We start from the raw sequence: 23,650 nt of genomic DNA on the forward strand, positions 1-23,650 counted from the left end.
CCGCCCCCGCCGCACAGGTGGTTGGATGGACGCCGTGCCCGCACGCCTCCTGTCCGGAATGCAGCCCACCGCGGACTCCCTGCACCTGGGGAACTACCTGGGCGCGCTGGTCAACTGGGTGGCCATGCAGGAGCAGTACGACGCCACCTACTGCGTCGTCGACCTCCACGCCCTGACGGTCGCCCCCGACCCGAAGGCGCTGCGCGCGCGGACCCGCCTGACGGCCGCGCAGTACCTCGCGGCCGGGATCGACCCCGAGCGCTCCACGCTGTTCGTCCAGAGCCACGTGCCCGAGCACGCCGAGCTCGCCTGGGTGCTCAGCTGCATCACCGGCTTCGGCGAGGCCGGTCGCATGACGCAGTTCAAGGACAAGTCGAGCAAGCAGGGCAGCGAGGGCACGACCGTCGGGCTGTTCACCTACCCGGTGCTCATGGCCGCCGACGTCCTGCTCTACGACGCCGACCGGGTGCCGGTGGGCGAGGACCAGCGCCAGCACCTCGAGCTCACCCGCGACCTGGCCCAGCGGTTCAACTCCCGCTACGGCAAGACGTTCGTCGTGCCGGAGCCGCACATCGTCGGGCCCAGCGCCCGGATCGCGGACCTCCAGGACCCCACGACGAAGATGAGCAAGAGCGCCTCGTCCCCGAACGGCATCGTCGAGCTGCTCGACGACCCGAAGGTGACGGCGAAGAAGATCCGCTCGGCGGTCACCGACACCGAGCGCGAGATCCGCTTCGACCCGGCCGCCAAGCCCGGGATCTCCAACCTCCTGACCATCCACTCGGCGCTCTCCGGGCGCACGGTCGAGCAGCTCGAGGCCGACTTCGCCGGCCGCGGCTACGGCGACCTCAAGAAGGAGCTCGCCGAGGTGGTCGTCGAGGCCCTGACCCCGGTGCGCGAGCGGACCCTGGCCTACCTGGACGACCCGGCCTCCCTGGACGCCGTCCTGGCGCGGGGAGCGGAGAAGGCCCGCGAGCGCGCCTCCGGGGTCCTCGCCCGCGCCTACGACCGGCTGGGCCTGCTGCCCGCGAGGGGCTGAGGGGTGGCCACCGGCACCGGAGCCAGCAGGGGGACTGCGGCCGGCCTCCCGGCCGAGGACGCGTCCAGCCAGACCCTCGACGGCGTCGTGCGGGCGGTGCGCGACGAGCAGGTCACCATCGGCGTGGCGATCCCGGTGCCCCCGCCGCACGCCGAGCTCCTGCAGCGCTGCCGCGTGGACTTCGGCGACCCGCTGGGCTCGGTGGTGCCGGCCCACGTGACGATCGTGCCGCCGACGGCGGTGGAGCTCTCCGTGCTGGACGACGTCCACGAGCACCTGCGCGCCTGCGCCGCCGCGGTGCAGCCGTTCGCGATGCGCCTGAGGGGCACGGACAGCTTCCGGCCCGTCTCCCCGGTCGTGTTCGTGCAGGTCGAGGCCGGTGCGCGCGAGTGCGCGGCGCTGGAGCAGCGGGTACGGTCCGGCGTGCTGGGCAGCCAGCGCCGCTTCCCGTACCACCCGCACGTGACGGTCGCCCAGGAGGTCGACGACGCGGCGCTGGACCGCGCCCGCTCGACGCTGGCCGGCTACGAGGCGACCTTCCCCGTCGCCAGCGTCGAGCTGTACCTCCACGGCAGCGACGGCGTGTGGCGCCCGTCGGCCGAGTTCCCCCTCGGCCTCGCCTGAGCCGGCCGGCGGCCGGCTCCCGAGGAAGGAGCCGCTCGTCGCCCCGTCCACCGCCCGGCCCCTGGCCCTGCTGCGGCGCGCGCTGAGCAGCCACCCCTCCCGCACGTGGGCGCAGTACCAGGACCTGCGCGGGCCGGTCATCGCCGGCGGCATCGCCTACCTGGCGCTGCTGTCGGTCTTCTCCATCCTCTACGTGGGCCTCACCGTGCTCGCCCGGGTCGTCGGCGGCAGCCCCGAGCTGGAGCAGCGCGTCGTCCAGGCCGCGGTCGAGCAGGTGCCGGGGCTGGTCGACACCGGCAGCGGCGGGCTCGTCGCCCAGGAGGACCTGCTCAGCCTCGACCCGTTCAGCCCCACCGGCGTCGTCGCCTTCGTCGTGGCCCTGCTGGCCGGCCTGGGCTGGATCGACGCCCTGCGCGAGGGCGTGCGGGCGATGTTCGGGGTGCCGAAGGACCGCCTCGGGCCGGTCGCCATGCGGGTGCGCGACCTCATCGGCCTGGTCACCTTCGGCGTCGCGGTGCTCGCCTCGGTAGTGCTGTCGGTGGCGGCCAGCGCGGCGGCGACCTTCGTGCTGCGCGTGCTCGGCCTGGACGGCGGCCGCGCGGCCGGCGTCCTGCTCTCGGCCCTGGGCGTCGCCGTGGTGCTGCTCGTGGACGCCGGGATCTTCGCCGTGCTGCTGCGCGTCCTCGCCGACCTGCCGGTGCCCTGGCGCGACCTGCGCCAGGCGTCGCTGGTCGGCGCCACCGCCGTGGGGGCGCTGAAGCTCTTCGCCGGGGTGCTCCTGGGGGCCACGAGCGGGCGCAACCCGCTGTTCGCGGCGCTGGGCGTGCTGGCCGGCGTCCTGGTCTGGATGAACCTCGTCTCGCGGGTGGTGCTGCTCACCGCCGCGTGGGCGGCCACCGACCCGGCCGTGGCCGCGGCGATCACCGCGGGGGAGTCCGAGCGGGTGATCGGCCCCGCGGTGGGCCCGGCCGCGCTCGCCGCGAACGGGGCCGGGGTCGCGGGTGGGGGCCAGCGGCTCGCCCCGAGCTACGGGGCGCGGGCCGCCGACCGCGCGACGATCGCCGCCGGCGCCGTCCTCGGCGGGCTCGCCGTGGCCGGCACCCGGCTCGTGGCCGGCGCGCTCAGCGCGGTCCTGGACCGGCGCCCGCCCCGGCCCCCGGCGTGATCAGGGGATCCCGCCACCGGCGAAGGTGGCGGGATCCCCTGACCACGCCGAGGAGGGCTGGTCGGGTCAGACCTTGCGCATGAGCAGGGCCTGCTTGACCTCCGAGATCGCCTTGGTCACCTGGATGCCGCGCGGGCACGCCTCGGAGCAGTTGAAGACGGTGCGGCAGCGCCACACGCCCTCGCGGTCGTTGAGGACCTCCAGGCGCAGGTCGGCGCCCTCGTCGCGGCTGTCGAAGATGAACCGGTGGGCGTTGACGATCGCCGCCGGCCCGAAGTACTGCCCGTCGGTCCAGAAGACGGGGCAGGACGACGTGCACGCCGCGCAGAGGATGCACTTCGTGGTGTCGTCGAACCGCTCGCGGTCGTGGGCGGACTGCAGGCGCTCGCGGGTCGGCTCGTGCCCGGAGGTGATGAGGAAGGGCATGACCTCGCGGTAGGACTGGAAGAAGGGCTCCATGTCGACGACGAGGTCCTTCTCCACCGGCAGGCCCTTGATCGGCTCGACGGTGATCGGCTTGCTCGGGTCGAGGTCCTTGAGCAGCGCCTTGCAGGCGAGCCGGTTGCGGCCGTTGATCCGCATGGCGTCCGAGCCGCAGACGCCGTGCGCGCAGGAGCGCCGGAAGGTCAGCGACCCGTCGAGCTCCCACTTGATCTTGTGCAGGGAGTCGAGCAGCCGGTCGGTGCCGTGGGCGGTGACCGTGTAGTCCTCCCAGTGCGGCTCGGAGTCGGTCTCCGGGTCGTACCGGCGGATGCGCAGGGTGACGTCGAAGCTCGGCACGCCGGGCGGGGTCACGGGCTGGTCAGAAGGCATCAGTACTTGCGCTCCATCGGCTGGTAGCGGGTGATGACGACGGGCTTGGTGTCCAGCCGCACGCCCTCGCGGCCGAGCTCGTCCACGGTCCGGTAGGCCATCGTGTGCCGCATGTGGTTGACGTCGTCGCGGTGCGGGTAGTCCTCGCGGAAGTGCCCGCCGCGCGACTCCTTGCGCTCGAGAGCACCCGCGACGATCACCTCCGAGAGCTCCAGGAGGAAGCCCAGCTCGATCGCCTCGAGCAGGTCGGTGTTGTAGCGCCGCCCCTTGTCCTGGACGGAGACGTTGAGGTAGCGCGCGCGCAGGCCCTGGATGTCGGACAGCGCCTGCTTGAGCGTCGTCTCGGTGCGGAAGACCTGGGCGTTGGCGTCCATCGTCTCCTGCAGCTCCTGGCGCAGGGTGGCGTAGCGCTCCCCGCCGGTGGCCGAGCGCATGCGCTCGATCCAGTCGACGACGTTCGACTCCGGCTCCTCCGGCAGGTCGGCGTACTCGCGCGTGGCCATCGCGTGCTCGGCGGCTGCGATCCCCGCGCGCTTGCCGAAGACGTTGATGTCCAGCAGCGAGTTGGTGCCCAGGCGGTTGGACCCGTGCACGCTCACGCACGCCACCTCGCCGGCGGCGTAGAGGCCGGGCACGACCGTCTCGTTGTCGGCCAGCACCTGCGCGGTCACCGTGGTCGGCACCCCGCCCATCGCGTAGTGCGCGGTCGGGTACACCGGCACCGGCTCGGTGTAGGGCTCGACGCCGAGGTAGGTGCGGGCGAACTCGGTGATGTCGGGGAGCTTGGCGTCGATGTGCGCCGGCTCCAGGTGCGTGAGGTCGAGCAGCACGTAGTCCTTGTTCGGGCCCGCGCCGCGGCCCTCGCGCACCTCGTTGGCCATCGAGCGGGCCACGATGTCGCGCGGGGCGAGGTCCTTGATGGTCGGGGCGTAGCGCTCCATGAAGCGCTCGCCCTCGCCGTTGCGCAGGATCCCGCCCTCGCCGCGGGCGGCCTCGGACAGGAGGATGCCCAGGCCCGCCAGGCCCGTCGGGTGGAACTGGAAGAACTCCATGTCCTCCAGCGGCAGGCCCGCGCGGTAGGCGATGCCCATGCCGTCGCCGGTGAGGGTGTGGGCGTTGGAGGTGGTCTTGTAGACCTTGCCCGCGCCCCCGGTGGCCAGCACGACCGACTTGGCCCGGAAGACGTGCACCTCGCCGGTGGCCAGCTCGTAGGCGACGACGCCGGACGTCGTGCGGACGCCGTCCACGTCGGTGAGCAGCAGGTCGAGCACGTAGAACTCGTTGAAGAACTCCACCTCGTGCTTGACGCACTGCTGGTAGAGCGTCTGCAGGATCATGTGGCCGGTGCGGTCCGCGGCGTAGCAGGAGCGGCGCACGGCGGCCTCGCCGTGGTTGCGGGTGTGCCCGCCGAAGCGGCGCTGGTCGATCCGGCCCTCGGGGGTGCGGTTGAACGGCAGCCCCATCTTCTCCAGGTCGAGGACCGCGTCGATGGCCTCCTTGCACATCACCTCGGCGGCGTCCTGGTCGACGAGGTAGTCACCGCCCTTGACGGTGTCGAAGGTGTGCCACTCCCAGTTGTCCTCCTCGACGTTGGCCAGGGCGGCGCACATGCCGCCCTGGGCCGCGCCGGTGTGGGAGCGGGTCGGGTAGAGCTTGGTCAGCACCGCGGTGCGGGTGCGCTGGCCGGACTCCAGGGCGGCGCGCATGCCCGCGCCACCGGCGCCGACGATGACGACGTCGTACATGTGGGTCTGCACAGGTGCCTCCTGGTGGGTGGTGCGGCGGTCAGCCGGCGGCCGGGCAGAACGACGGCAGGTCGCCGGCGGCCGCGTTCGGCAGGCACGGGTCGAAGGTGAAGACGACGAGCGTGCCGAGCACCACGGTCACGGTGAAGGCGGTGTAGAGCGCCATCTTCAGCCAGAACCGGGTGCCGTTGCGCTCGGCGTAGTCGTTGATGATCACGCGCACGCCGTTGGTGCCGTGCAGCATCGCCAGCCACAGCATCGTCAGGTCCCAGACCTGCCAGAACGGGCTGGCCCAGCGGCCGGCGACGAAGGCGAAGTCGACCTGGTTGATGCCCTGGCCCAGCACGAGCTGGATGAGCAGGTGGCCCAGGACGAGCACGACGAGCAGCACGCCGGACAGGCGCATGAACAGCCAGCCGTACAGCTCGAAGTTGCTGCGCGTGGACTTCACCCGGCGGTAGGGCGAGCGCGGCGCGTCGATCGGCGGGGAGGTGGCCGGGGTGGTCTGGATCGCGGTCATCGTCAGCGCCTTCGATCAGTGGGACAGCACGAGGCCGAGGTGGCGGGCGAGGAAGGGCACGAAGGTCAGCACGAACAGCGCCATCACCGCCCAGAACATGTGGCGCTGGTACTGCGCGCCCTTGCGCCAGAAGTCGACCAGCATGATCCGCACGCCGTTGAAGGCGTGGAAGAGGACCGCGGCCACGAGGCCCGCCTCGCCCAGGCCCACGACCGGGTTCTTGTAGGTCTCGATGACGGTGTTGTAGGCCTCGGGGGAGACCCGCACCAGCGCCGTGTCGAGCACGTGCACGAGGAGGAAGACGAAGATCAGCACCCCGGTGATCCGGTGGCCGACCCACGACCACATGCCCTCGCGGCCGCGGTAGAGGGTTCCGGTGGGACCCGACACGGTCGGGACGGTGGGCAGGGTGGGCACGGGAGCGCCTCCTCGGGTTCTCGGGGCGCGTCGTCCGGCGGTGCGGGGGACGGCGGCGTCTACGGCCTCACTCTACTGATCGGCGCGCCCGGGCAGGGCTGCAGGCGCTCCTGGGGGCCGTCCGAGTGACGAACGCCTCACCGGCGGCGTGCTGTGCCACGATCCCCAGGCATGAGCCACCTCGAGGGATTCTCCGCCGTCGTGCCCGCCGGCGGGGCCGGCACGCGGCTGTGGCCGCTGTCGCGCGCGTCGTCGCCGAAGTTCCTGCACGACCTCACCGGCACCGGCCGCACCCTGCTGCAGGGCACCTGGGACCGGCTCGTGCCGCTGTGCGGCTCCGACCGGCTGCTGCTCGTCACCGGCGGGTCGCACGCGGCCGCCGTCGCGGGCCAGCTGCCCGGGCTGCTCGAGCGCAACCTCCTCGTCGAGCCCTCGCCGCGCGACTCGATGGCGGCGATCGGCCTCGCCGCCGCGGTGCTGGCCGAGCGCGAGGGCGCTGACGCCGTCCTCGGCTCCTTCGCCGCCGACCACGTCATCGCGCCGGCCGACGCGGAGGTCTTCGCCGACGCCGTGTCCCAGGCGGTGGCCACCGCCCGGGAGGGCTTCGTCGTGACGATCGGCATCGAGCCGGCGTCCCCGGCCACCGGCTTCGGGTACGTGCGCAGCGGCGAGCCGCTCGCCGTGCCGGGCGCGCCGCTGGCCCGGCGGGCCGCGGAGTTCGTGGAGAAGCCCGACGAGGAGACCGCCCGCGCCTACCTCGCCGGCGGGCAGCACCGCTGGAACGCCGGGATGTTCGTCGTGCGCGCCGGCGTGCTCCTGGACCACCTCGCCGCCCAGCTGCCGCCGCTGCACGACGGGCTGCGCGAGGTCGCCGCGGCCTGGGACGGCCCCTCGCGCCAGGCCGTGCTCGAGCGCGTGTGGCCGGCCCTGACGAAGATCGCGATCGACCACGCGATCGCCGAGCCGGTGGCCGCGGCCGGGGGCGTGGCCGTGGTGCCGGGGGCCTTCGGCTGGGACGACGTGGGCGACTGGGACTCCCTCGCCTCCCTCCTGCCCGGGGCCGGCGACGGCGTGGCGGTCCTCGGCGACCCGGCGCTGGTGCACGCCGCCGGCGGGGCCAGCGGCGTCGTCGTGCCCGGGGCCGGGCGGGTGGTGTCGGTGGTGGGCCTGCCCGACGCCGTCGTCGTCGACACCCCCGACGCCCTGCTGGTGACCACGCGGGCGCACGCGCAGGCGGTCAAGGCGGAGGTCGCGGCGTGGAGGGACGGCGGCCGCGCCGACCTGGTCTGACCCGGGGCGCTAGCGTGGGGCGGACCCCGGAAGGACCTCCCCTGAACCCCTCCCACGCCCCCGACGCCGCCGTGCCGGCCCTCGCGGACCTCCTCGCGCCCCGCCTCGAGCGGCTCGTGGCCCTGCGCCGCGACCTGCACGCCCACCCCGAGACCGCGCACGTGGAGCACCGCACCACCGCCGTGGTCGCCGACGAGCTGCGCGCCGCCGGCCTGGCGCCGCGCCTGCTGCCCGGCACCGGGCTGGTCTGCGACGTCGGCCAGGGCGAGCGCGTGGTGGCCCTGCGCGCGGACCTCGACGCCCTGCCGCTGGCCGATGAGACGTCCAGCCCCTTCGCCTCCACGGTGGCCGGCGTCGCGCACGCCTGCGGGCACGACGTGCACACCGCCGTCGTCCTGGGCGCCGGGCTGGTGCTCGCCGACCTGCACCGCGCCGGCGGGGACGCCGCGCTGCCCGGGCGGGTCCGCCTGGTCTTCCAGCCGGCCGAGGAGGTCACCCCCGGCGGCGCGCTCGGCGTCCTGGAGGGCGGGGCGATCGAGGGCGTGGAGCGCATCCTCGCCGTGCACTGCGACCCGCACACCGACGTCGGCCACGTGGGCCTGCGCGTCGGCCCGATCACCTCGGCCTTCGACAAGGTGCTCGTGCGCCTGCGCGGGCCCGGCGGCCACACCTCCCGCCCCCACCTGACCGGCGACCTCGTCTACGCGCTCGCCGCCGTGGTCACGGGCGTGCCCGCCGTGCTCTCGCGCCGCCTCGACCCGCGCGCCGGCGTCAGCGTCGTGTGGGGCCGGATCAGCGCCGGCGGCGCCGCCAACGCCATCCCGCGCGTCGGCGTGGTCGAGGGGACGCTGCGCTGCGTGCGCGCCGACGCCTGGGCCGCCGCGGGCGAGCTGCTCACCGAGGTGGTCGAGGACCTCGTGCGCCCCTACGGGCTCACCGCCGAGGTCGAGCACGTGCGCGGGGTGCCGCCGGTGGTCAACGAGGCCGTGAGCACGGGGCTGCTCGAGGACGCCGCCGAGGCGCAGCTCGGGCCCGGCGCGGCCGTGCCGACCGACCAGAGCCTGGGCGGGGAGGACTTCGCCTGGTACCTGGAGCGGGTGCCCGGGGCGATGGCCCGCCTCGGCACGCGCACGCCCGGGGGCCCCACCCACGACCTGCACCGGGGCGACTTCGAGCCGGACGAGCGCGCGATCGCGGTCGGCGTCCGCCTGCTGGCGGCCGCGGCGCTCGCCGGCCTGGAGCGCGAGGAGCCGCCCGTGCCCGCCGACGGCGTCGAGGGCGCCGTCCCTGTCGCAGATCGGTAACGAAGGCGGCCCCAGGCGCGCCAGGGGCCTGTGCCGGGCCGCTGGGGCACCTACAGTCCGAGCCGAGCGGACGGGAGATCCCTGGCCGAGCAGCAGGAGGACGAAGCGTGAAGAAGATGGTCGGGGCAGCCCTTCTCGGGGTCGTGGCCCTCACGGCCGCCGCGTGCGGCGAGGCCCCTGAGGACAGCGCGAGCGGCAGCGGCGGGGGCGAGAGCGCCAGCGACTTCACCGCCTGCATGGTCACCGACTCGGGCGGCGTCGACGACCGCTCGTTCAACCAGTCCGCCTACGAGGGGCTGACCGCGCTCGAGGAGTCCGAGGGCATCGACGTGACCCTCCTGGAGTCCAGCTCCGAGGCCGACTTCGGCCCCAACCTGGCGCAGACGACGAGCGGCGACTGCGGCATCACCGTCACCGTGGGCTTCCTCCTCGCCGAGGCGACCGCGGAGGCCGCGTCGTCCAACCCGGACCAGGACTTCGCCCTCATCGACTCCACCACGGAGGAGCCGATGGACAACGTCAAGCCGCTGCTGTTCGACACCGCGCAGGCCTCCTTCCTCGCCGGCTACGCCGCGGCGGGCACGACCCAGACGGGCACCGTCGCCACCTTCGGCGGCATCAACATCCCCTCGGTCACCGTCTTCATGGACGGCTTCGCCGACGGCGTCGCCGCCCACAACGAGGCCAAGGGCACCGACGTGAAGCTCCTCGGCTGGGACAAGGCGGCCCAGGACGGCTCCTTCACCGGTGACTTCAACAACCAGGCCAACGGCCAGGCGCTGACCGACACCTTCATCCAGCAGGGCGCCGACATCGTCATGCCGGTCGCCGGCCCGGTCGGCCTGGGCGCCGCCGCGGCGGCGCAGGCCGCCGGCAACGTCAAGATCATCGGCGTCGACAGCGACTGGTACGAGTCCGCCGAGCAGTACGCGCCGATCGTCCTGACCAGCGTGGTCAAGGAGATCGACGCGGCCGTCGAGGACGTCACGACCTCCGCGATGGCGGGCGAGTACTCCAGCGAGGCGTACGTCGGCACCCTGGAGAACGGGGGCGTGGGCCTGGCCCCGTTCCACGACTTCGACGCCGAGGTCCCGGCCGAGCTGAAGACCGAGCTGGAGGACCTGCAGCAGCAGATCATCAGCGGCGAGCTCGTCGTCGAGTCGCCCTCGGCGCCCAGCGCCTCCTGAGGCCCGCGGCACCCTGCGGCACCCAGCACGGCAGAGCACCTGCGAGCGCCCTCCCGGCGGGCGGTACCGTCCGCCGGGAGGGCGCTCGCGCACGAGCGGACACTGACGACGACGGTTCACGAGGAGGCGGCGTGCAGCTCGAGCTGCGCGGGGTCACCAAGCGCTTCGGGGCGCTGGTGGCCAACGACGCGATCGACCTGACGGTCGCCCCCGGGGAGATCCACTGCCTGCTCGGGGAGAACGGGGCCGGCAAGTCCACCCTGATGAACGTCCTGTACGGGCTGCTGCAGCCCGACGCCGGCGAGATCCTGCTCGACGGGGCGCCGGTGAGCTTCTCCGGGCCCGGCGACGCGCTCGCCGCGGGGATCGGGATGGTCCACCAGCACTTCATGCTCGTCCCGGTCTTCACCGTGGCCGAGAACGTCATGCTCGGCGCCGAGCCGGTCGGCCGGGGCGGGCTGCTGGACGTCGCCGCGGCCCGCCGCCAGGTGCGCGAGGTCTCCGACCGCTACGGCTTCGACGTCGACCCCGACGCGCTCGTGGAGGACCTGCCGGTCGGCGTCCAGCAGCGTGTGGAGATCATCAAGGCGCTCGTGCGCGACGCCCGGGTGCTCATCCTCGACGAGCCCACCGCCGTGCTCACCCCGCAGGAGACCGACGAGCTGATCGAGATCATGCGCCAGCTCAAGGCCGGCGGGACCTCGATCGTCTTCATCACCCACAAGCTGCGCGAGGTGCGCGCCGTGGCCGACCGGATCACCGTGATCCGCCGCGGCGCCGTGGTCGGCGTCGCCGACCCGCAGGCGCCCGAGGCCGAGCTCGCCTCGATGATGGTCGGGCGGGCGGTGTCGCTGACCGTCGCGAAGGCGCCCGCCGAGGCGGGCGAGGACGCCCTGGTGGTGCGCGACCTCGTCGTGGTCGACGAGCGCGGCCACCGCGTGGTCGACGGCGTGGACCTCGAGGTCCGCCGCGGGGAGGTGCTGGCGCTGGCCGGCGTCCAGGGCAACGGGCAGAGCGAGCTCACCGAGGCCCTGCTGGGCCTGCAGCCGCGCGCCACCGGCTCGGTGCGCCTCGGCGGCACCGAGCTGCTCGGCCGCAGCCCGCGCCAGGTGCTCGACGCCGGCGTCGGCTTCGTGCCCGAGGACCGCACCTCCGACGGGCTCGTGGCCACCTTCTCGGTCGCCGAGAACATGGTGCTCGACCTGCACGGCAGCGCCCCCTACTCGCGCGGGCTGGCGCTGCGCACCGGCGTGGTGCGCGAGTTCGCCCGCGAGAAGGTGCGCGAGTTCGACGTCCGCACCCCCAGCGTCGACACCCCGGCCGGCTCGCTGTCCGGCGGCAACCAGCAGAAGGTCGTGCTGGCGCGCGAGCTGGCCCGGCCGCTGCAGCTGTTCATCGCCTCGCAGCCCACCCGCGGCCTCGACGTCGGCTCGATCGAGTTCGTCCACCGCCGGATCGTCGCCGAGCGCGACCACGGCACGCCGGTGGTGATCTCCTCGACCGAGCTGGACGAGGTCGTCGCGCTGGCCGACCGGATCGCGGTGATGTACCGCGGCCGGGTCGTCGGCGTGGTGCCCGGCGACACCCCGCGCGACGTCCTCGGCCTGATGATGGCCGGCGTCCCGCACGACGAGGCCGTCCGCGCCTCGGGCCCGCACGGGCAGGAGGGCGCATGAGCACCGGACCCGACCAGACCCCCACCGCCGCGGTCGACCCCGGGCGGCCGGCCAGCTCCGCCGGCCCGGTCCTGCGGCCGGGCGACGGCGAGCGGGGCGGCTGGTTCAGCCCCCAGCGCGTGAGCAGCGGCCTGAGCACCCTGGCGGCCGTCGTCCTGGCCCTCGTGGTCGGCGCGGTCCTCATCGTCGTCTCCGCCCCGGACGTGCAGGACGCGTCGCGGTACTTCTTCTCCCGCCCGCAGGACACCCTCTCGGCGGCCTGGACGGCCGTGAGCGAGGCGTACGCGGCGCTGTTCGCCGGCTCGGTCGTCGACCTCGGCGCGGACAGCGTCAGCGGGGCGCTGCGGCCGATCACCGAGACCCTGGTCTGGGCGACGCCGCTCATCGCCGGCGGCCTCGCGGTGGCCCTGGCGTTCCGCACCGGCCTGTTCAACATCGGCGTCGAGGGCCAGATCATCCTGGCCGCCATCTTCGCCGCCTACGTCGGCTTCTCCTGGGACCTGCCGGTCGGCCTGCACCTCGTCGTGGCGGTGGCGGCCGGCGTCCTGGGCGGGGCCCTGTGGGGCGGCGTGGTGGGCCTGCTCAAGGCGACCACCGGGGCCCACGAGGTGATCGTCGCGATCATGCTCAACTACGTGGCCCGGTTCCTCGTGGCCTACCTGCTGACCACGGCGGCCTTCCAGCGCCCCGGCCGCAACGACCCGATCAGCCCGCTGATCCCCGACTCCGCGCTGCTGCCCCGGCTGTTCGGCGGCGGCTACCGCCTGCACGCCGGGATCCTGCTGTCCGTGGCGGCCGCCGCCCTGGTGTGGTGGCTGCTGACCCGCAGCACGGTCGGCTTCCGCTTCCGCGCCGTGGGGCAGAACGCCGGCGCGGCGCGCACGGCGGGCATCTCGGTGGAGCGCTCCTACACCGGCGTGATGCTCGTCTGCGGCGGCCTGGCCGGGCTGGCCGGGGTCTCGCAGGTGCTGGGCACCGAGCGGTTCCTCGCCGGAGGCGTCTCCAGCGGCCTCGGGTTCGACGCCATCACCGTGGCGCTGCTGGGCCGCTCCAGCCCCTGGGGCACCGTGGCCGCGGGCGTGCTGTTCGGCGCGCTGCGCGCCGGCGGCCTGACCATGCAGGCGCGCACGGGCACCTCCCTCGACCTCGTGGTGGTGCTGCAGTCCCTGATCGTCCTGTTCGTCGCAGCGCCGGCCCTGGTGCGCGCGCTGCGGCCGCGCCTGCCGCGCCGTGCCGGCGCGCGCCAGGCCGCCCCGGCCGGAGGAGCCCGATGAGCACCGTCACGACACCGGCCCCGGCCACCCCCGGACCGGCGGTCCCGGTGGCCACGGGCCTGCCCGGCCGGGGGCGGTGGAAGCAGCCGGTCGTGCTCGGCGTCCTGGCCCTGGTGGCGCTGGTCTGCTTCGCCGTGCTGCCCGCCGGCGGGCTGCGGGCCACCTTCGTGCTCGCGCTCGGCTCCGAGGCCGTCGAGCTGTCGCCGGTGACCGTGCCCAGCCGGACCGCGGCCCTCGTGCTCTCGCTGCTGTGCCTGGCGGTGGCGGCGTGGTCGGCGCTGCTGGTCCGCGCCGGGCGGCGCACCCCCGCCTGGGCGACGGCGCTGTTCGGCGTCGCCTGGATCCTCGCGTTCCTGTGCTGGGCCGTGGCCGGGCGCAGCATCCCCTTCACCGGCCTGCTGCGCGGCACCCTGCTCCTCGCGGTGCCGCTGGTCTTCGGGGCGATGGCCGGCATCCTCTGCGAGCGGGCCGGCGTCATCAACATCGCGATCGAGGGGCAGCTGCTGGCGGGCGCCTTCGCCTCCGCGGTGCTCGCCAGCCTCACCGACAGCGCCTACGTCGGGCTGCTGGCCGCGCCCGTGGCCGGCCTCGTGGTCGGGGCCCTGCTGGGCCTGTTCGCGCTGCGCTACCAGGTCGACCAGACGATCGTCGGCGTCGTCCTCAACGTGCTCGTCATCGGCTTCACGAGCTTCCTCTACGGCCAGCTGCTCGTGCCCCAGGCCGACGCCCTCAACACCCCGCCGGTGCTGCGCCCGCTGGCCGTGCCGCTGCTGTCCGACATCCCCGTGCTCGGGCCGGTGGTCTTCGACCAGTCCCTGATCGTCTACCTCATGTACGTGCTGGTGGTCGTGGTCAACGTGGCCCTCTTCCGCACCCGCTGGGGCCTGCGGGTGCGCGCCGTGGGCGAGCACCCCAAGGCCGCCGACACCCTCGGCGTGCGGGTGATGGCGGTGCGCTGGCGCAGCGTGCTGCTCGGCGGCGCGGTCGCCGGCCTCGGGGGCGCCTTCTTCACCCTCGGCCGGGTCGGCGCGTTCGGCGAGGAGATGACCGCCGGCCAGGGGTTCATCGCCATCGCGGCGATGATCTTCGGGCGGTGGAAGCCGCTCGGGGCGCTGGGCGCCGCCCTGCTCTTCGGGTTCGCCTCGAGCCTGCAGCAGACCCTCGGCACGCTCAGCGGCTTCCCGATCCCCGGCCAGCTGCTGCTGATGCTGCCGTACCTGGCCACGGTCCTGGCGGTGGCCGGCCTGGTCGGGCGGGTGCGCGCTCCCGCCGCGGACGGCGTCCCGTACGGGAAGGGGTGAGCGCACCGGTGGAGGCCGCTGAGGTCGACTGGGAGGCGCTGCGCGAGCACGCCCGCGCGGCCATGCGCCGCGCCTACGCGCCGTACTCCCACTACCCGGTCGGCGCCGCGGCGCTGGTCGACGACGGGCGCGTGGTCGTCGGGTGCAACGTCGAGAACGCGGCGTACGGCGTCACCCTGTGCGCGGAGTGCGGGCTCGTCAGCTCCCTCGTGGCGGGCGGCGGCGGGAGGCTCGTGGCCTTCACCTGCGTCGGCGGCGACGGCGGCGTGATCATGCCGTGCGGCCGCTGCCGGCAGCTGCTCTTCGAGCACGGCGGGCGCGACCTCGTGCTCGAGACGGTCTCCGGCCTGCGCACGATGGACCAGGTGCTGCCCGACGCGTTCGGCCCCGACGACCTGCGCGAGTACTGACCCCGTCCGCACTTCTCCGCAGGAGTGCGGTTCCAGAGCGCCGTGCGACCGCACTTCTCGCCAGAAGTGCGGTTCGTGAGGCCTCGCCGTCCGCACTCCTCCGGAGAAGTGCGGTGATCTCGGGGCGGAGAGGGCCTGGGAGGATGCGGGCCATGACGCCCCCCGCCCCCGCCCCGCACGACGCCGTCGAGGTGATCGCCACCAAGCGCGACCGCGGGGAGCTCTCCGACAGCCAGATCGACTGGGTCGTGGACGCCTACACGCGGGGCGCGGTGGCCGACGAGCAGATGTCGGCGCTGGCGATGGCGATCCTCCTCAACGGCATGGGACGGCGCGAGATCTCCCGGTGGACGGCGGCGATGATCGCCTCGGGGGAGCGGCTGGACTTCTCCTCCCTGTCCCGCCCCACCGCCGACAAGCACTCCACCGGCGGGGTCGGCGACAAGATCACCCTGCCGCTGGCGCCGCTCGTGGCCGCCTGCGGCGTCGCGGTCCCGCAGCTGTCCGGGCGGGGCCTGGGCCACACCGGCGGCACCCTGGACAAGCTGGAGTCCATCCCCGGCTGGCGGGCGAGCCTGAGCACCGCCGAGGTGCTCGCCCAGCTCGAGGACGTCGGCGCCGTCATCTGCGCCGCCGGGCCCGGCCTGGCCCCGGCGGACAAGAAGCTCTACGCCCTGCGCGACGTCACCGGCACGGTCGAGGCCATCCCGCTCATCGCCAGCTCGATCATGAGCAAGAAGATCGCCGAGGGCACCGGCTCGCTCGTCCTCGACGTCAAGGTCGGCACCGGCGCCTTCATGAAGACCCGCGAGGACGCCCGCGAGCTGGCCCGCACGATGGTCGACCTCGGCACCGACGCCGGCGTGCGCACCGTGGCCCTGCTCACCGACATGTCCACCCCGCTCGGGCTCACGGCCGGCAACGCCCTGGAGGTCGCCGAGTCGGTCGAGGTCCTCGCCGGCGGCGGCCCCGCGGACGTCGTCGAGCTGACCCTGGCCCTGGCCCGCGAGATGCTCGCCGCGGCCGGGCGGGGCGACGTCGACCCGGCGGAGAAGCTGCGCGACGGCAGCGCCATGGACGTGTGGCGGCGCATGGTCAGCGCCCAGGGCGGCGACCCGGACGCCGCCCTGCCCGTGGCCGCGCACACCCACACCGTCCTCGCCCCCGCCGACGGCACCCTCGCCCGCCTCGACGCGATGGCCGTGGGCGTGGCGGCCTGGCGCCTGGGAGCCGGCCGCGCGCGCCAGGGCGAGGCCGTCCAGGCCGGGGCCGGCGTCGTGCTGCACGCCAGGCCCGGGGACGCCGTCCGCGCCGGGCAGCCCCTGCTGACGCTGCACACCGACACCCCCGAGCGGTTCGAGCGGGCCCTGGCCGCGCTCGAGGGCGGCTGCGACGTCAGCGCCGACGCCGCCCCGGCGTCCGGCGGCGTCGTGCTCGAGCGCATCGCCTCCTAGGGTTGGCGCCATGAGCGAGGCAGACGCGAACGAGGCCGACGTGGTGGAGCAGCTGCAGCCCGTCGGCGGTGACGAGGCCGACCCGACGCAGAGCGGCACGGCCCTGCCGCTGGAGGCCGAGCCGGCCGACGTCCTGGAGCAGGGCCACGCCCTGCCCGACGACGGTGACGACGAGCACCCCCGTCCCCAGGACGCCGAGGAGGACCGCGCGTGAGCACCCCGACGACCGCTCCCGCGCGCGAGGCGCTGGCCGCTGCGCCCAAGGTCGTCCTGCACGACCACCTCGACGGCGGCCTGCGACCGGCCACCCTCGTCGAGCTGGCGGCCGAGGCCGGCCACGAGCTGCCGACGACCGACCCGGCCGAGCTGGCCGCGTGGGTGCAGACGGCGGCCGACTCCGGCTCCCTCGAGGCGTTCCTCGAGCCGTTCTCCCACACCGGCGCGGTGCTCCAGACCGCGCACGGCCTGGAGCGGGTGGCGCGCGAGTTCGTGCTCGACATGGCCGCCGACGGCGTCGTCTGGGCCGAGAGCCGCTTCGCGCCCGAGCTGAGCACCGCGGGCGGGCTCTCGATGGAGGAGGTCATCGACGCCGTCCTGGCCGGGCTGCGCGCCGGCGAGGCCGAGGCCGCCGCGGCGGGCACGCCCATCCGCACCGGCGCCATCGTCTGCGCCATGCGCCAGAGCGACCGGTCGCTGGAGGCGGCGCGCCTCGCGCTCTCGCGCCGGGACGCCGGGGTGGTCGGGTTCGACATCGCCGGCCCGGAGATCGGGTTCCCGGCCACCGCCCACGCCGAGGCCTTCGCGCTGCTGCGCGAGCAGCTGCTCCCGTTCACCATCCACGCCGGTGAGGCGGTCGGCCCGGAGTCGGTGGCGCAGGCCCTGGCGCAGGGCGCGCAGCGCATCGGCCACGGGGTGCGGGTGCTCGAGGACGTGCGCGCCGGGGACGGCGTGACCAACGCGCTGGGCCGGGTGGCCGCCTACGTGCGCGACCGCCAGGTGCCGCTGGAGGTGTGCCCGCGCTCGAACACCCAGACCGGCGCCTCGCCCTCGATCGCCGGGCACCAGGTCACCGCGCTGCGCGACCTCGGGTTCACCATCACCCTCTCCAGCGACGACCGGCTGTGGACGGGCACGACGCTGACCGACGAGATGGTGCTCCTGGCCACCGAGGCCGGCTGGGGCTGGGACGACTTCCGCCAGGTCACCCTCGACGCCCTGGACGCCGCGTTCATGCCCGAGGACCTGCGCCAGCAGCTGCAGCGCGACGTCGTCCTGCCCGGCTGGCGCGCTCCGGGGGCCTGACCCCGGCGCCTCGCTCGGTGATCAGGGGATCCCGCCACCCCGGCCGGGGTGGCGGGATCCCCTGGTCACGAGGGGGTGGGGGTCACCAGATGCGGACCCGCTCGGCCTCGGGGCGGAACAGCCCGTCGCCCTCCCGCACGTCGAAGGCCTCGTGGAAGGCGTCGAGGTTGCTCACCACGGCGTTGCAGCGCAGGTCCGGCGGGGAGTGCGGGTCGACGGCGAGGCGGCGCAGCGCCTCCTCCTCGCGGGTGGCCGCCCGCCACACCTGCGCCCAGCCGAAGAACACCCGCTGCTCGCCGGTCAGGCCGTCGAGCACCGGCGGCTCGTCGACGCCCGCGGCGGCCAGCGCGAGGCGGTAGGCCTTGAGCGCGATGGTCAGGCCGCCGAGGTCGCCGATGTTCTCGCCCACGGTCAGGGCGCCGTTGACGTGGTGGTCGGGCAGCCCGGCGGGGGACAGGGCGTCGTACTGGGCGATGAGCGCCTGCGCGCGGCGGTCGAACTCGGCGCGGTCGGCCTCGGTCCACCAGTCCACGAGGTTGCCCTCGCCGTCGTACTTCGAGCCCTGGTCGTCGAACCCGTGGCCGATCTCGTGGCCGATCACGGCGCCGATCCCGCCGTAGTTCGCGGCGTCGTCGGCCTCGGGGTCGAAGAAGGGCGGCTGCAGGATCGCCGCGGGGAAGACGATCTCGTTCATCCGCGGGTTGTAGTAGGCGTTGATCGTCTGCGGCGTCATGAACCACTCGTCGCGGTCGACGGGCTGGCCGACCTTGGCGAGGTCCCGGTCGCTCTCCCACGCCCCGGCGCGGCGCACGGTGCCGAGCAGGTCGTCGCGGTCGACCTGGAGGTCGCTGTAGTCCTTCCACCGGTCCGGGTAGCCGATCTTCGGCGTGAAGCTCGCGAGCTTGGCCAGCGCGCGCTCGCGGGTCTCCGGGCCCATCCAGTCCAGCGCGGAGATCGACTCGCGGTAGGCGGCGACGAGGTTGTCGACGAGGGTGACCATCGCCTCCTTCGCCGCGGCGGGGAAGTGGCGCTCGACGTAGAGCTCGCCCACGGCCTCCCCGAGCGCGCCCTCGACGAGCGAGACGCCGCGCTTCCACCGCTCCCGCAGCTCCTGGGTGCCCGACAGGGTGCGGCCGTAGAAGTCGAAGCTCTGCTCCACCACGGCGGCGGAGAGGTAGCTGGCGCAGGCGGACGCCGTCCGCAGCGCCAGCCAGTCCTTCCACTGCTGCAGCGGCCGCTCGGCCCACAGCCGGGCGGCGTCGGCGACGAAGCCCGGCTGGCGCACCACCACCTCGGCGAAGGAGCCCTCCGGGGCGCCCAGGCCGGCCAGCCACGGGTCCCAGTCGAAGGCCGGGGCGTGCTCGCGCAGCCCCTCCAGCGTCATGAGCGTGTACGTCCGGTCGGCGTCGCGGTTGGTCACCCGGTCCCAGTGGGCGCTCGCCAGGGCGGTCTCCAGGTCCATCACGGACGCCGCGAGCGCCGCGCCCGCCGCCTCGTCGCCCTCGGGCACCAGGCCGACGAGGGCCGCCATCCGGGCCAGGTGGGCGAGGTAGGCCTCGCGGATCGCCGCGTAGGAGTCCTCGCGGTAGTAGGACTCGTCCGGCAGGCCGAGCCCGGACTGGGACAGGTGCACGAGGTAGCGGGTGGAGTCCTTGGCGTCGGTGGCGACGAACGCGCCCACGAGCGACACCAGCCCCTCGCGCAGGCCGCGGCCCAGCAGGGCCGCGAGCGCGGCGCGGTCGGGCGCGGCGGCGACCTCGGCGAGCAGGGGCTGCAGGGGCCCGGTGCCCGCGGCCTCGACCCGCTCGGCGTCCATGAACGCGCCGTACAGGTCCCCGATCTTCGCGGCGGTGCTGCCCTCGACGCGGGGCGCGGCCGCGGCCTCCTCGACGATCGCCCGGACGTCGGCCTCGGCGGCGTCGCGCAGGGCGCGGAAGGCGCCGTCCTGGGAGCGGTCCGGCGGGATGACGTGGTCGCGCAGCCAGGCGCCGTTGACGTGCGCGAACAGGTCGTCCTGGGGGCGGGTGGCGGCGTCGACGTGCGCGAGGTCGAGGCCCGAGCGCACCGTCGGCTGCTGCGTGGGGTCCGTCGTGGTCATGCCCCATCCTCTCCGGCGGGGACGAGGGCGCGGACGGCGGCCTCGGTCGCGCCGGGGGACAGCGGCCGGCAGCCGAGCGCCGTCCAGCGGCCCACCAGCGCGGGCTCGGCGCGCCGCAGCGCCCACCCGCGGCGCAGGAGCACCCACGGCGGCTTGCGCATCTCGGACAGGTCGCGCAGCAGGCGGCGCCAGAACGTCGTCCACGGGCTCAGGCGCAGGCAGACCGCGTCGGCCAGCAGGCCGGCGTCCTCGCAGGCGCGCACGAGGTGGGCGGCGAAGATCCCCTCGGCGAGCACCACGGGGCTGCCGGACAGGTCCAGGCGCGCGGTGCCGGTGCGCCTCGAGGTGGGGATGTCGTAGACCGGCACGTCGGCCGCCCCGTGCGCGCACAGCTCCCGCAGGCACTCCAGGGCGCGGCCGGCGTCCCAGCTCGCGACGTCGTCCCAGTCGACGATGCCGAAGCGGTGCGGCATCGGGGGGTCGCTGGTGTCGTCGCCGTCGCGGTAGAAGTCGTCCAGGGCGAGGGAGGGCAGGCCCAGGCGGCGCACGAGGGAGGTCTTGCCCGACCCGCTGGGGCCGCACAGCAGCACGACGCGGGCGGGGCGGTCGGCGGCGTCGTGGAGGGGAGCGGTCGGCACGGCGCCCATCCTCCCGTCCGCTGGCCGGGCCCCGGCGGGCGGCTGGGAGGATGGGCGCCATGACCACCCCCGCGCCGTCCACCCCCGCGCCGTCCGCCTCCGCCCCCGCGTCCGCCCGCGAGCTGGCCGCGCTGGTCGACCACACGCTGCTCAAGCCCGAGGCGACGGCGGCCGACGTGGCGGCGCTGCTGGCCGAGGCCCGCGCGCTCGGCGTGCTCGCGGTGTGCGTCTCGCCGTCGTTCCTGCCGCTGGACCCGGCCGCGCGCGAGGGCCTCGTGGTCGCGACGGTCGCCGGGTTCCCCTCCGGCAAGCACGCCAGCGAGGTCAAGGCCGCCGAGGCCGCCCGGGCGGTCGCCGACGGCGCCGACGAGGTCGACATGGTCATCGACGTGGGCGCGGCCCGCGCGGGCGACTACGCGGCCGTCCAGGCCGACATCGCCGCGGTGCGCGCTGCCGTCCCGGCCCCCGGCGTCCTCAAGGTCATCGTCGAGTCGGCCGCGCTCGAGGACGACGCCCTGGTCGCCGTCTGCCGCGCCGCCGAGGCCGCGGGCGCGGACTTCGTCAAGACCTCGACCGGCTTCCACCCCACCGGCGGCGCCAGCGTGCACGCCGTCGAGGTCATGGCCGCCACCGTCGGCGGGCGCCTGGGCATCAAGGCCAGCGGCGGCATCCGCACGACGGAGGCCGCGCTCGCCCTGGTCGCCGCCGGCGCCACCCGCCTGGGGCTGTCGGGCAGCGCTGCGGTCCTGGCCGGCCTGCCGGCCTGAGGCTCAGAGCGGCGGCTCGGCGCCGCAGCGGACGACGAGCAGCGCGACGTCGTCCTCGCCGCCCCCCGGGAGCAGCTCCTGGAGCAGGTGGTCGCACAGCCGGTCCAGCGGGTCGGGCACGCAGCGCTGCACCGCCGCGGCCAGCGCCTCGATCCGGTCGGTGAGGGAGGCCTCGCGCCGCTCGACCAGGCCGTCGGTGTAGAGCAGCAGCGTGTCGCCCGGCGCCAGGACCGCGACGTGGTCGGTCCTCGGCTCCGGCGGCACCAGGCCCAGGAGCGGCTCGGGCTCGGTGGCGAGCACCTCGACCGAGCCGTCCGCGCGCCGCAGCACCGGTGGCAGGTGCCCGGCGTTCGACCAGCGCAGCCGCCGCAGCCCGCGCGCCCGGTCCCGCGGCCCCTGCTCGACCCGGGCCAGCAGGACGGTCGCCAGCGTCTCCAGGCCCAGGCCGTCCACGAGGCGGTCCACGCGGCGCAGCACCGACGACGGCGGCCCGTTGCGGTCGTAGGCGGTGGCGCGCAGCAGGTTGCGCAGCTGGCCCATGGCCGCCGCGGCCTCCATGTCGTGACCGGTCACGTCGCCGATGACGAGCACCGTCGACCCGTCGGCGCGCATGAAGGCGTCGTACCAGTCGCCGCCGACCTGGTCGTGCCGCGCGGCCGGGGCGTAGCGGACGGCGATCTCCAGGTGGTCCGGCTGCGGCGGGCGCGTGAGCAGGCTGCGCTGCAGGGTCTCGGCGACGTGGTGCTCGCGCTGGTGGACCGCCGCGCTGTCCGCCCCCACCGAGGCGAGGGCGGTCAGCTGCAGCGCCAGCGCCTCGTCAGCGGCGTCGAACTCGCCGTCGAGCTTGCCGGCGAGGGCCAGCAGGCCCACGACGGAGCCCTCGCGGCCGGTCACCGCCGCGGCCAGGCAGCCGCTCGCCCCGGGGACGCCGGCCCGGGCGGGGTGGCGCGCGAGCTCGTCCGGGGTCAGGCGCGCCACCGGCCGCGCTCGGACCAGCTCGTCGGCCACGGTGGCCAGGGACCGCGCCGCCCCGGGCGTCCACGGGTCCTCCGGTGGCGGCGGGAAGGCCGGTGCGGGGGACGTCGCGACCAGGGCCGGCCCGTAGCCGCCGGCACCGGTGTAGCTGAGGACCGCCCACGACGCCCCGACGAGCTCACGCGCGCTGGCGACGATCCGGTCCAGGACCTCGTGCAGCGACAGCGTGGAGCCCACGAGGAGGGCGGCGCGGGCCAGGCCCTCCAGCCGCTCCACCTGCCGGCGCTCGCGGCGCCCGGTGTCCCAGAGCTGGCGGTTGTGCTGCTGCAGCTCGCGGGCGCGGGCGAAGACGTCCACCTCCGACTCGTCGACCCCCTCGGGCCGGGCCTCGCCCCCACCGCGCTGGCGGACGTAGTCGGTGATGTCCTCGAAGCGCAGCAGCAGCCAGGCCACCGCGCCCTCGCCGTCGTGGACGGGCACGACGATCGGGCTCCACCACCGCTGCTCGAGCCGGCCCTCGGCGTCGGTCACGGGGTAGCGCCGCGGGCCCATCGTCAGCGGCTGCCCCGTCTCCAGCACCTGCTGCAGGCAGGCGCGCAGGTCGGGGCCGTCGGTCTCGGCGTCCGGGGCGAGGGGGAAGAGGTCGAAGCACGGGCGCCCCACGACCTCCTCGCGGGGGCGGGCCAGGCGGGCGCACTGGGCGCGGTTGGCGCCGACGACCACGAGGTCGGGGTCGAGGAGCAGGTACGGCGTGGGCACGGCGTCGAAGAGCGCGGCGTAGTCCGGCGACCCCCACGACGTCATGGCGACCCTCATCACTCGAGCGGCTGCACTGCCTGGCTCAGCGGTGCTCACTGTAGGGGCCGGTGCCCGGAACGCGCGTCGGAGCGCGCCTGCGTCCGGCACCATGGCGCGGTGGCTACCGCACCGGTCCCCAGCGACGACGTGGCCGAGGCGGAGTGGGTCGCCGCGCGCCTCCAGGGGGAGGGCACCGTGGGCTCCGTGGTGCCCTCGGGCTTCGCCGCGGTGGCCCGCGTGCTGCACCCCGCCTCGGACGAGGACGGCGAGCCGGCGCGCTGGGCCGACGTGGCGGCGGCCACCGGGCGCCGCGTGCACCCCCTGGTGCAGTGGCACGCCGTCTCGACCGTGGTGCGCGGCGCCCGCACCCGGCCCGGCTGGGACGGCGAGGAGCCCGACCCCGGCAACCTCGACCCGGACGCCCTCGCCGCGCTGGTCGGCGTCCTGGCCGAGCACACCGCCACCCCGCAGGTGTGCTGGTTCTGCCGGTGGGACGGCTGGGCCGGGTCCGGCGCCGCTCCCGGTCCCCGGGTGCGGCTGCCCGGCCGCGACCACCTGCTGTCCACCGGGCCGCTCACCGCGGCCCTGGAGCTGGGGGAGCAGGTGTCGCCGACCCTGTTCGTGCCGCAGTCGCCGAACCTCTTCTGGCCCGCCGACCGCGCCTGGTGCGTCGCCACCGAGGTCGACCTCGACTCCACGCTCGTGGCGGGCACCACCGAGCTCGTGGACGCCGTCCTCGCCCGCCCCGACCTCGAGGCGTGGCCGGTCTCCCTCGGGGACTCCCTGGCCGGCGACGCGGACGTGGTCAACGTCCCCGCGCCGGACCTGCGCGGCGCCTGACCGGCTGGTTCCA

22 protein-coding genes are annotated in these 23,650 nt (G+C 75.2%); 15 read left to right on the top strand and 7 right to left on the bottom strand.

What is annotated here, in order from left to right; translation table 11 throughout:
- Positions 1 to 34: 34 nt before the first annotated feature.
- From trpS to AC5FZL_RS00125, 3 genes are all read left to right on the top strand, one after another.
- Positions 35 to 1,039 carry a tryptophan--tRNA ligase gene (gene trpS, locus AC5FZL_RS00115; RefSeq protein ID WP_493616523.1) on the top strand — a complete coding sequence of 335 codons (1,005 nt, stop codon included), beginning with the start codon at positions 35 to 37 and terminating at the stop codon, positions 1,037 to 1,039.
- A gap of 3 nt (positions 1,040 to 1,042) precedes the next feature.
- Complete coding sequence (locus tag AC5FZL_RS00120) at positions 1,043 to 1,663, top strand: 2'-5' RNA ligase family protein (RefSeq protein ID WP_493616524.1); 621 nt, start codon at positions 1,043 to 1,045, stop codon at positions 1,661 to 1,663.
- An 82-nt stretch (positions 1,664 to 1,745) separates the two neighbouring features.
- On the top strand, positions 1,746 to 2,828 hold the full coding sequence (locus AC5FZL_RS00125) for a YihY/virulence factor BrkB family protein (RefSeq protein ID WP_493616562.1): 1,083 nt from the start codon (positions 1,746 to 1,748) through the stop codon (positions 2,826 to 2,828).
- A gap of 66 nt (positions 2,829 to 2,894) precedes the next feature.
- Here the strand turns inward: AC5FZL_RS00125 and AC5FZL_RS00130 are convergent, their stop codons facing one another.
- Genes AC5FZL_RS00130 through sdhC form a run of 4 tightly spaced genes read right to left on the bottom strand, consistent with a single transcriptional unit; the run spans position 2,895 to position 6,323 of the window.
- On the bottom strand, positions 2,895 to 3,641 hold the full coding sequence (locus AC5FZL_RS00130; RefSeq protein ID WP_493616525.1) for a succinate dehydrogenase iron-sulfur subunit: 747 nt from the start codon (positions 3,639 to 3,641) through the stop codon (positions 2,895 to 2,897).
- Positions 3,641 to 5,398: a succinate dehydrogenase flavoprotein subunit gene (gene sdhA / locus AC5FZL_RS00135; protein WP_493616526.1), complete on the bottom strand. Its 1,758-nt coding sequence runs from the start codon at positions 5,396 to 5,398 to the stop codon at positions 3,641 to 3,643. The genes AC5FZL_RS00130 and sdhA overlap by 1 nt, the downstream gene beginning before the upstream one ends.
- Positions 5,399 to 5,426: 28 nt before the next feature.
- Positions 5,427 to 5,906 (bottom strand): succinate dehydrogenase/fumarate reductase transmembrane subunit, encoded by a 480-nt coding sequence (locus AC5FZL_RS00140; RefSeq protein WP_493616527.1) that lies wholly within the window; start codon positions 5,904 to 5,906, stop codon positions 5,427 to 5,429.
- A 15-nt stretch (positions 5,907 to 5,921) separates the two neighbouring features.
- Positions 5,922 to 6,323: a succinate dehydrogenase, cytochrome b556 subunit gene (gene sdhC, locus AC5FZL_RS00145; protein WP_493616528.1), complete on the bottom strand. Its 402-nt coding sequence runs from the start codon at positions 6,321 to 6,323 to the stop codon at positions 5,922 to 5,924.
- A gap of 171 nt (positions 6,324 to 6,494) precedes the next feature.
- On the opposite strand from sdhC, the gene AC5FZL_RS00150 reads away from it, so the two are divergent.
- From AC5FZL_RS00150 to AC5FZL_RS00195, 10 genes are all read left to right on the top strand, one after another.
- Positions 6,495 to 7,613, top strand: coding sequence for a mannose-1-phosphate guanylyltransferase (locus AC5FZL_RS00150; RefSeq protein WP_493616529.1), 1,119 nt, complete (start codon positions 6,495 to 6,497; stop codon positions 7,611 to 7,613).
- Between the two features lie 71 nt (positions 7,614 to 7,684).
- Complete coding sequence (locus AC5FZL_RS00155) at positions 7,685 to 8,917, top strand: amidohydrolase (RefSeq protein ID WP_493616530.1); 1,233 nt, start codon at positions 7,685 to 7,687, stop codon at positions 8,915 to 8,917.
- A gap of 116 nt (positions 8,918 to 9,033) precedes the next feature.
- Positions 9,034 to 10,104, top strand: a complete 1,071-nt coding sequence (locus AC5FZL_RS00160) for a BMP family lipoprotein (RefSeq protein ID WP_493616563.1) — start codon at positions 9,034 to 9,036, stop codon at positions 10,102 to 10,104.
- Between the two features lie 131 nt (positions 10,105 to 10,235).
- Positions 10,236 to 11,780 carry an ABC transporter ATP-binding protein gene (locus AC5FZL_RS00165; RefSeq protein WP_493616531.1) on the top strand — a complete coding sequence of 515 codons (1,545 nt, stop codon included), beginning with the start codon at positions 10,236 to 10,238 and terminating at the stop codon, positions 11,778 to 11,780.
- The gene (locus tag AC5FZL_RS00170) at positions 11,777 to 13,054 is read left to right on the top strand and encodes an ABC transporter permease (protein ID WP_493616532.1); all 1,278 of its coding nucleotides are present in this window, start codon (positions 11,777 to 11,779) and stop codon (positions 13,052 to 13,054) included. The genes AC5FZL_RS00165 and AC5FZL_RS00170 overlap by 4 nt, the downstream gene beginning before the upstream one ends.
- Complete coding sequence (locus AC5FZL_RS00175) at positions 13,051 to 14,355, top strand: ABC transporter permease (protein WP_493616533.1); 1,305 nt, start codon at positions 13,051 to 13,053, stop codon at positions 14,353 to 14,355. The genes AC5FZL_RS00170 and AC5FZL_RS00175 overlap by 4 nt, the downstream gene beginning before the upstream one ends.
- 62 nt (positions 14,356 to 14,417) lie before the next feature.
- Complete coding sequence (locus AC5FZL_RS00180; protein ID WP_493616564.1) at positions 14,418 to 14,765, top strand: cytidine deaminase; 348 nt, start codon at positions 14,418 to 14,420, stop codon at positions 14,763 to 14,765.
- A gap of 152 nt (positions 14,766 to 14,917) precedes the next feature.
- Positions 14,918 to 16,219, top strand: coding sequence for a thymidine phosphorylase (locus tag AC5FZL_RS00185; RefSeq protein ID WP_493616534.1), 1,302 nt, complete (start codon positions 14,918 to 14,920; stop codon positions 16,217 to 16,219).
- Between the two features lie 10 nt (positions 16,220 to 16,229).
- A complete protein-coding gene (locus tag AC5FZL_RS00190) occupies positions 16,230 to 16,433 on the top strand; it encodes an Rv3202a family protein (RefSeq protein WP_493616535.1) in 204 nt (67 codons plus the stop codon).
- A complete protein-coding gene (locus AC5FZL_RS00195; RefSeq protein WP_493616536.1) occupies positions 16,430 to 17,521 on the top strand; it encodes an adenosine deaminase in 1,092 nt (363 codons plus the stop codon). Before AC5FZL_RS00190 ends, AC5FZL_RS00195 begins: the two co-directional genes overlap by 4 nt.
- An 82-nt stretch (positions 17,522 to 17,603) precedes the next feature.
- Here the strand turns inward: AC5FZL_RS00195 and AC5FZL_RS00200 are convergent, their stop codons facing one another.
- Together AC5FZL_RS00200 and AC5FZL_RS00205 are read right to left on the bottom strand one after the other, a co-directional pair.
- The gene (locus AC5FZL_RS00200; protein WP_493616537.1) at positions 17,604 to 19,619 is read right to left on the bottom strand and encodes a M13 family metallopeptidase; all 2,016 of its coding nucleotides are present in this window, start codon (positions 19,617 to 19,619) and stop codon (positions 17,604 to 17,606) included.
- Positions 19,616 to 20,266, bottom strand: coding sequence for a uridine kinase family protein (locus tag AC5FZL_RS00205; RefSeq protein WP_493616538.1), 651 nt, complete (start codon positions 20,264 to 20,266; stop codon positions 19,616 to 19,618). The genes AC5FZL_RS00200 and AC5FZL_RS00205 overlap by 4 nt, the downstream gene beginning before the upstream one ends.
- A 50-nt stretch (positions 20,267 to 20,316) precedes the next feature.
- On the opposite strand from AC5FZL_RS00205, the gene deoC reads away from it, so the two are divergent.
- Complete coding sequence (deoC, locus tag AC5FZL_RS00210) at positions 20,317 to 21,024, top strand: deoxyribose-phosphate aldolase (protein ID WP_493616539.1); 708 nt, start codon at positions 20,317 to 20,319, stop codon at positions 21,022 to 21,024.
- Positions 21,025 to 21,027: 3 nt separating this feature from the next.
- Here the strand turns inward: deoC and AC5FZL_RS00215 are convergent, their stop codons facing one another.
- A complete protein-coding gene (locus tag AC5FZL_RS00215; RefSeq protein ID WP_493616540.1) occupies positions 21,028 to 22,803 on the bottom strand; it encodes a SpoIIE family protein phosphatase in 1,776 nt (591 codons plus the stop codon).
- Positions 22,804 to 22,914: 111 nt separating this feature from the next.
- Between AC5FZL_RS00215 and AC5FZL_RS00220 the strand changes: the two genes are divergently transcribed.
- A complete protein-coding gene (locus tag AC5FZL_RS00220; RefSeq protein WP_493616541.1) occupies positions 22,915 to 23,637 on the top strand; it encodes a hypothetical protein in 723 nt (240 codons plus the stop codon).
- Positions 23,638 to 23,650 lie beyond the last annotated feature (13 nt).

It is taken from the genome of Quadrisphaera sp. DVD1 (assembly GCF_058932755.1).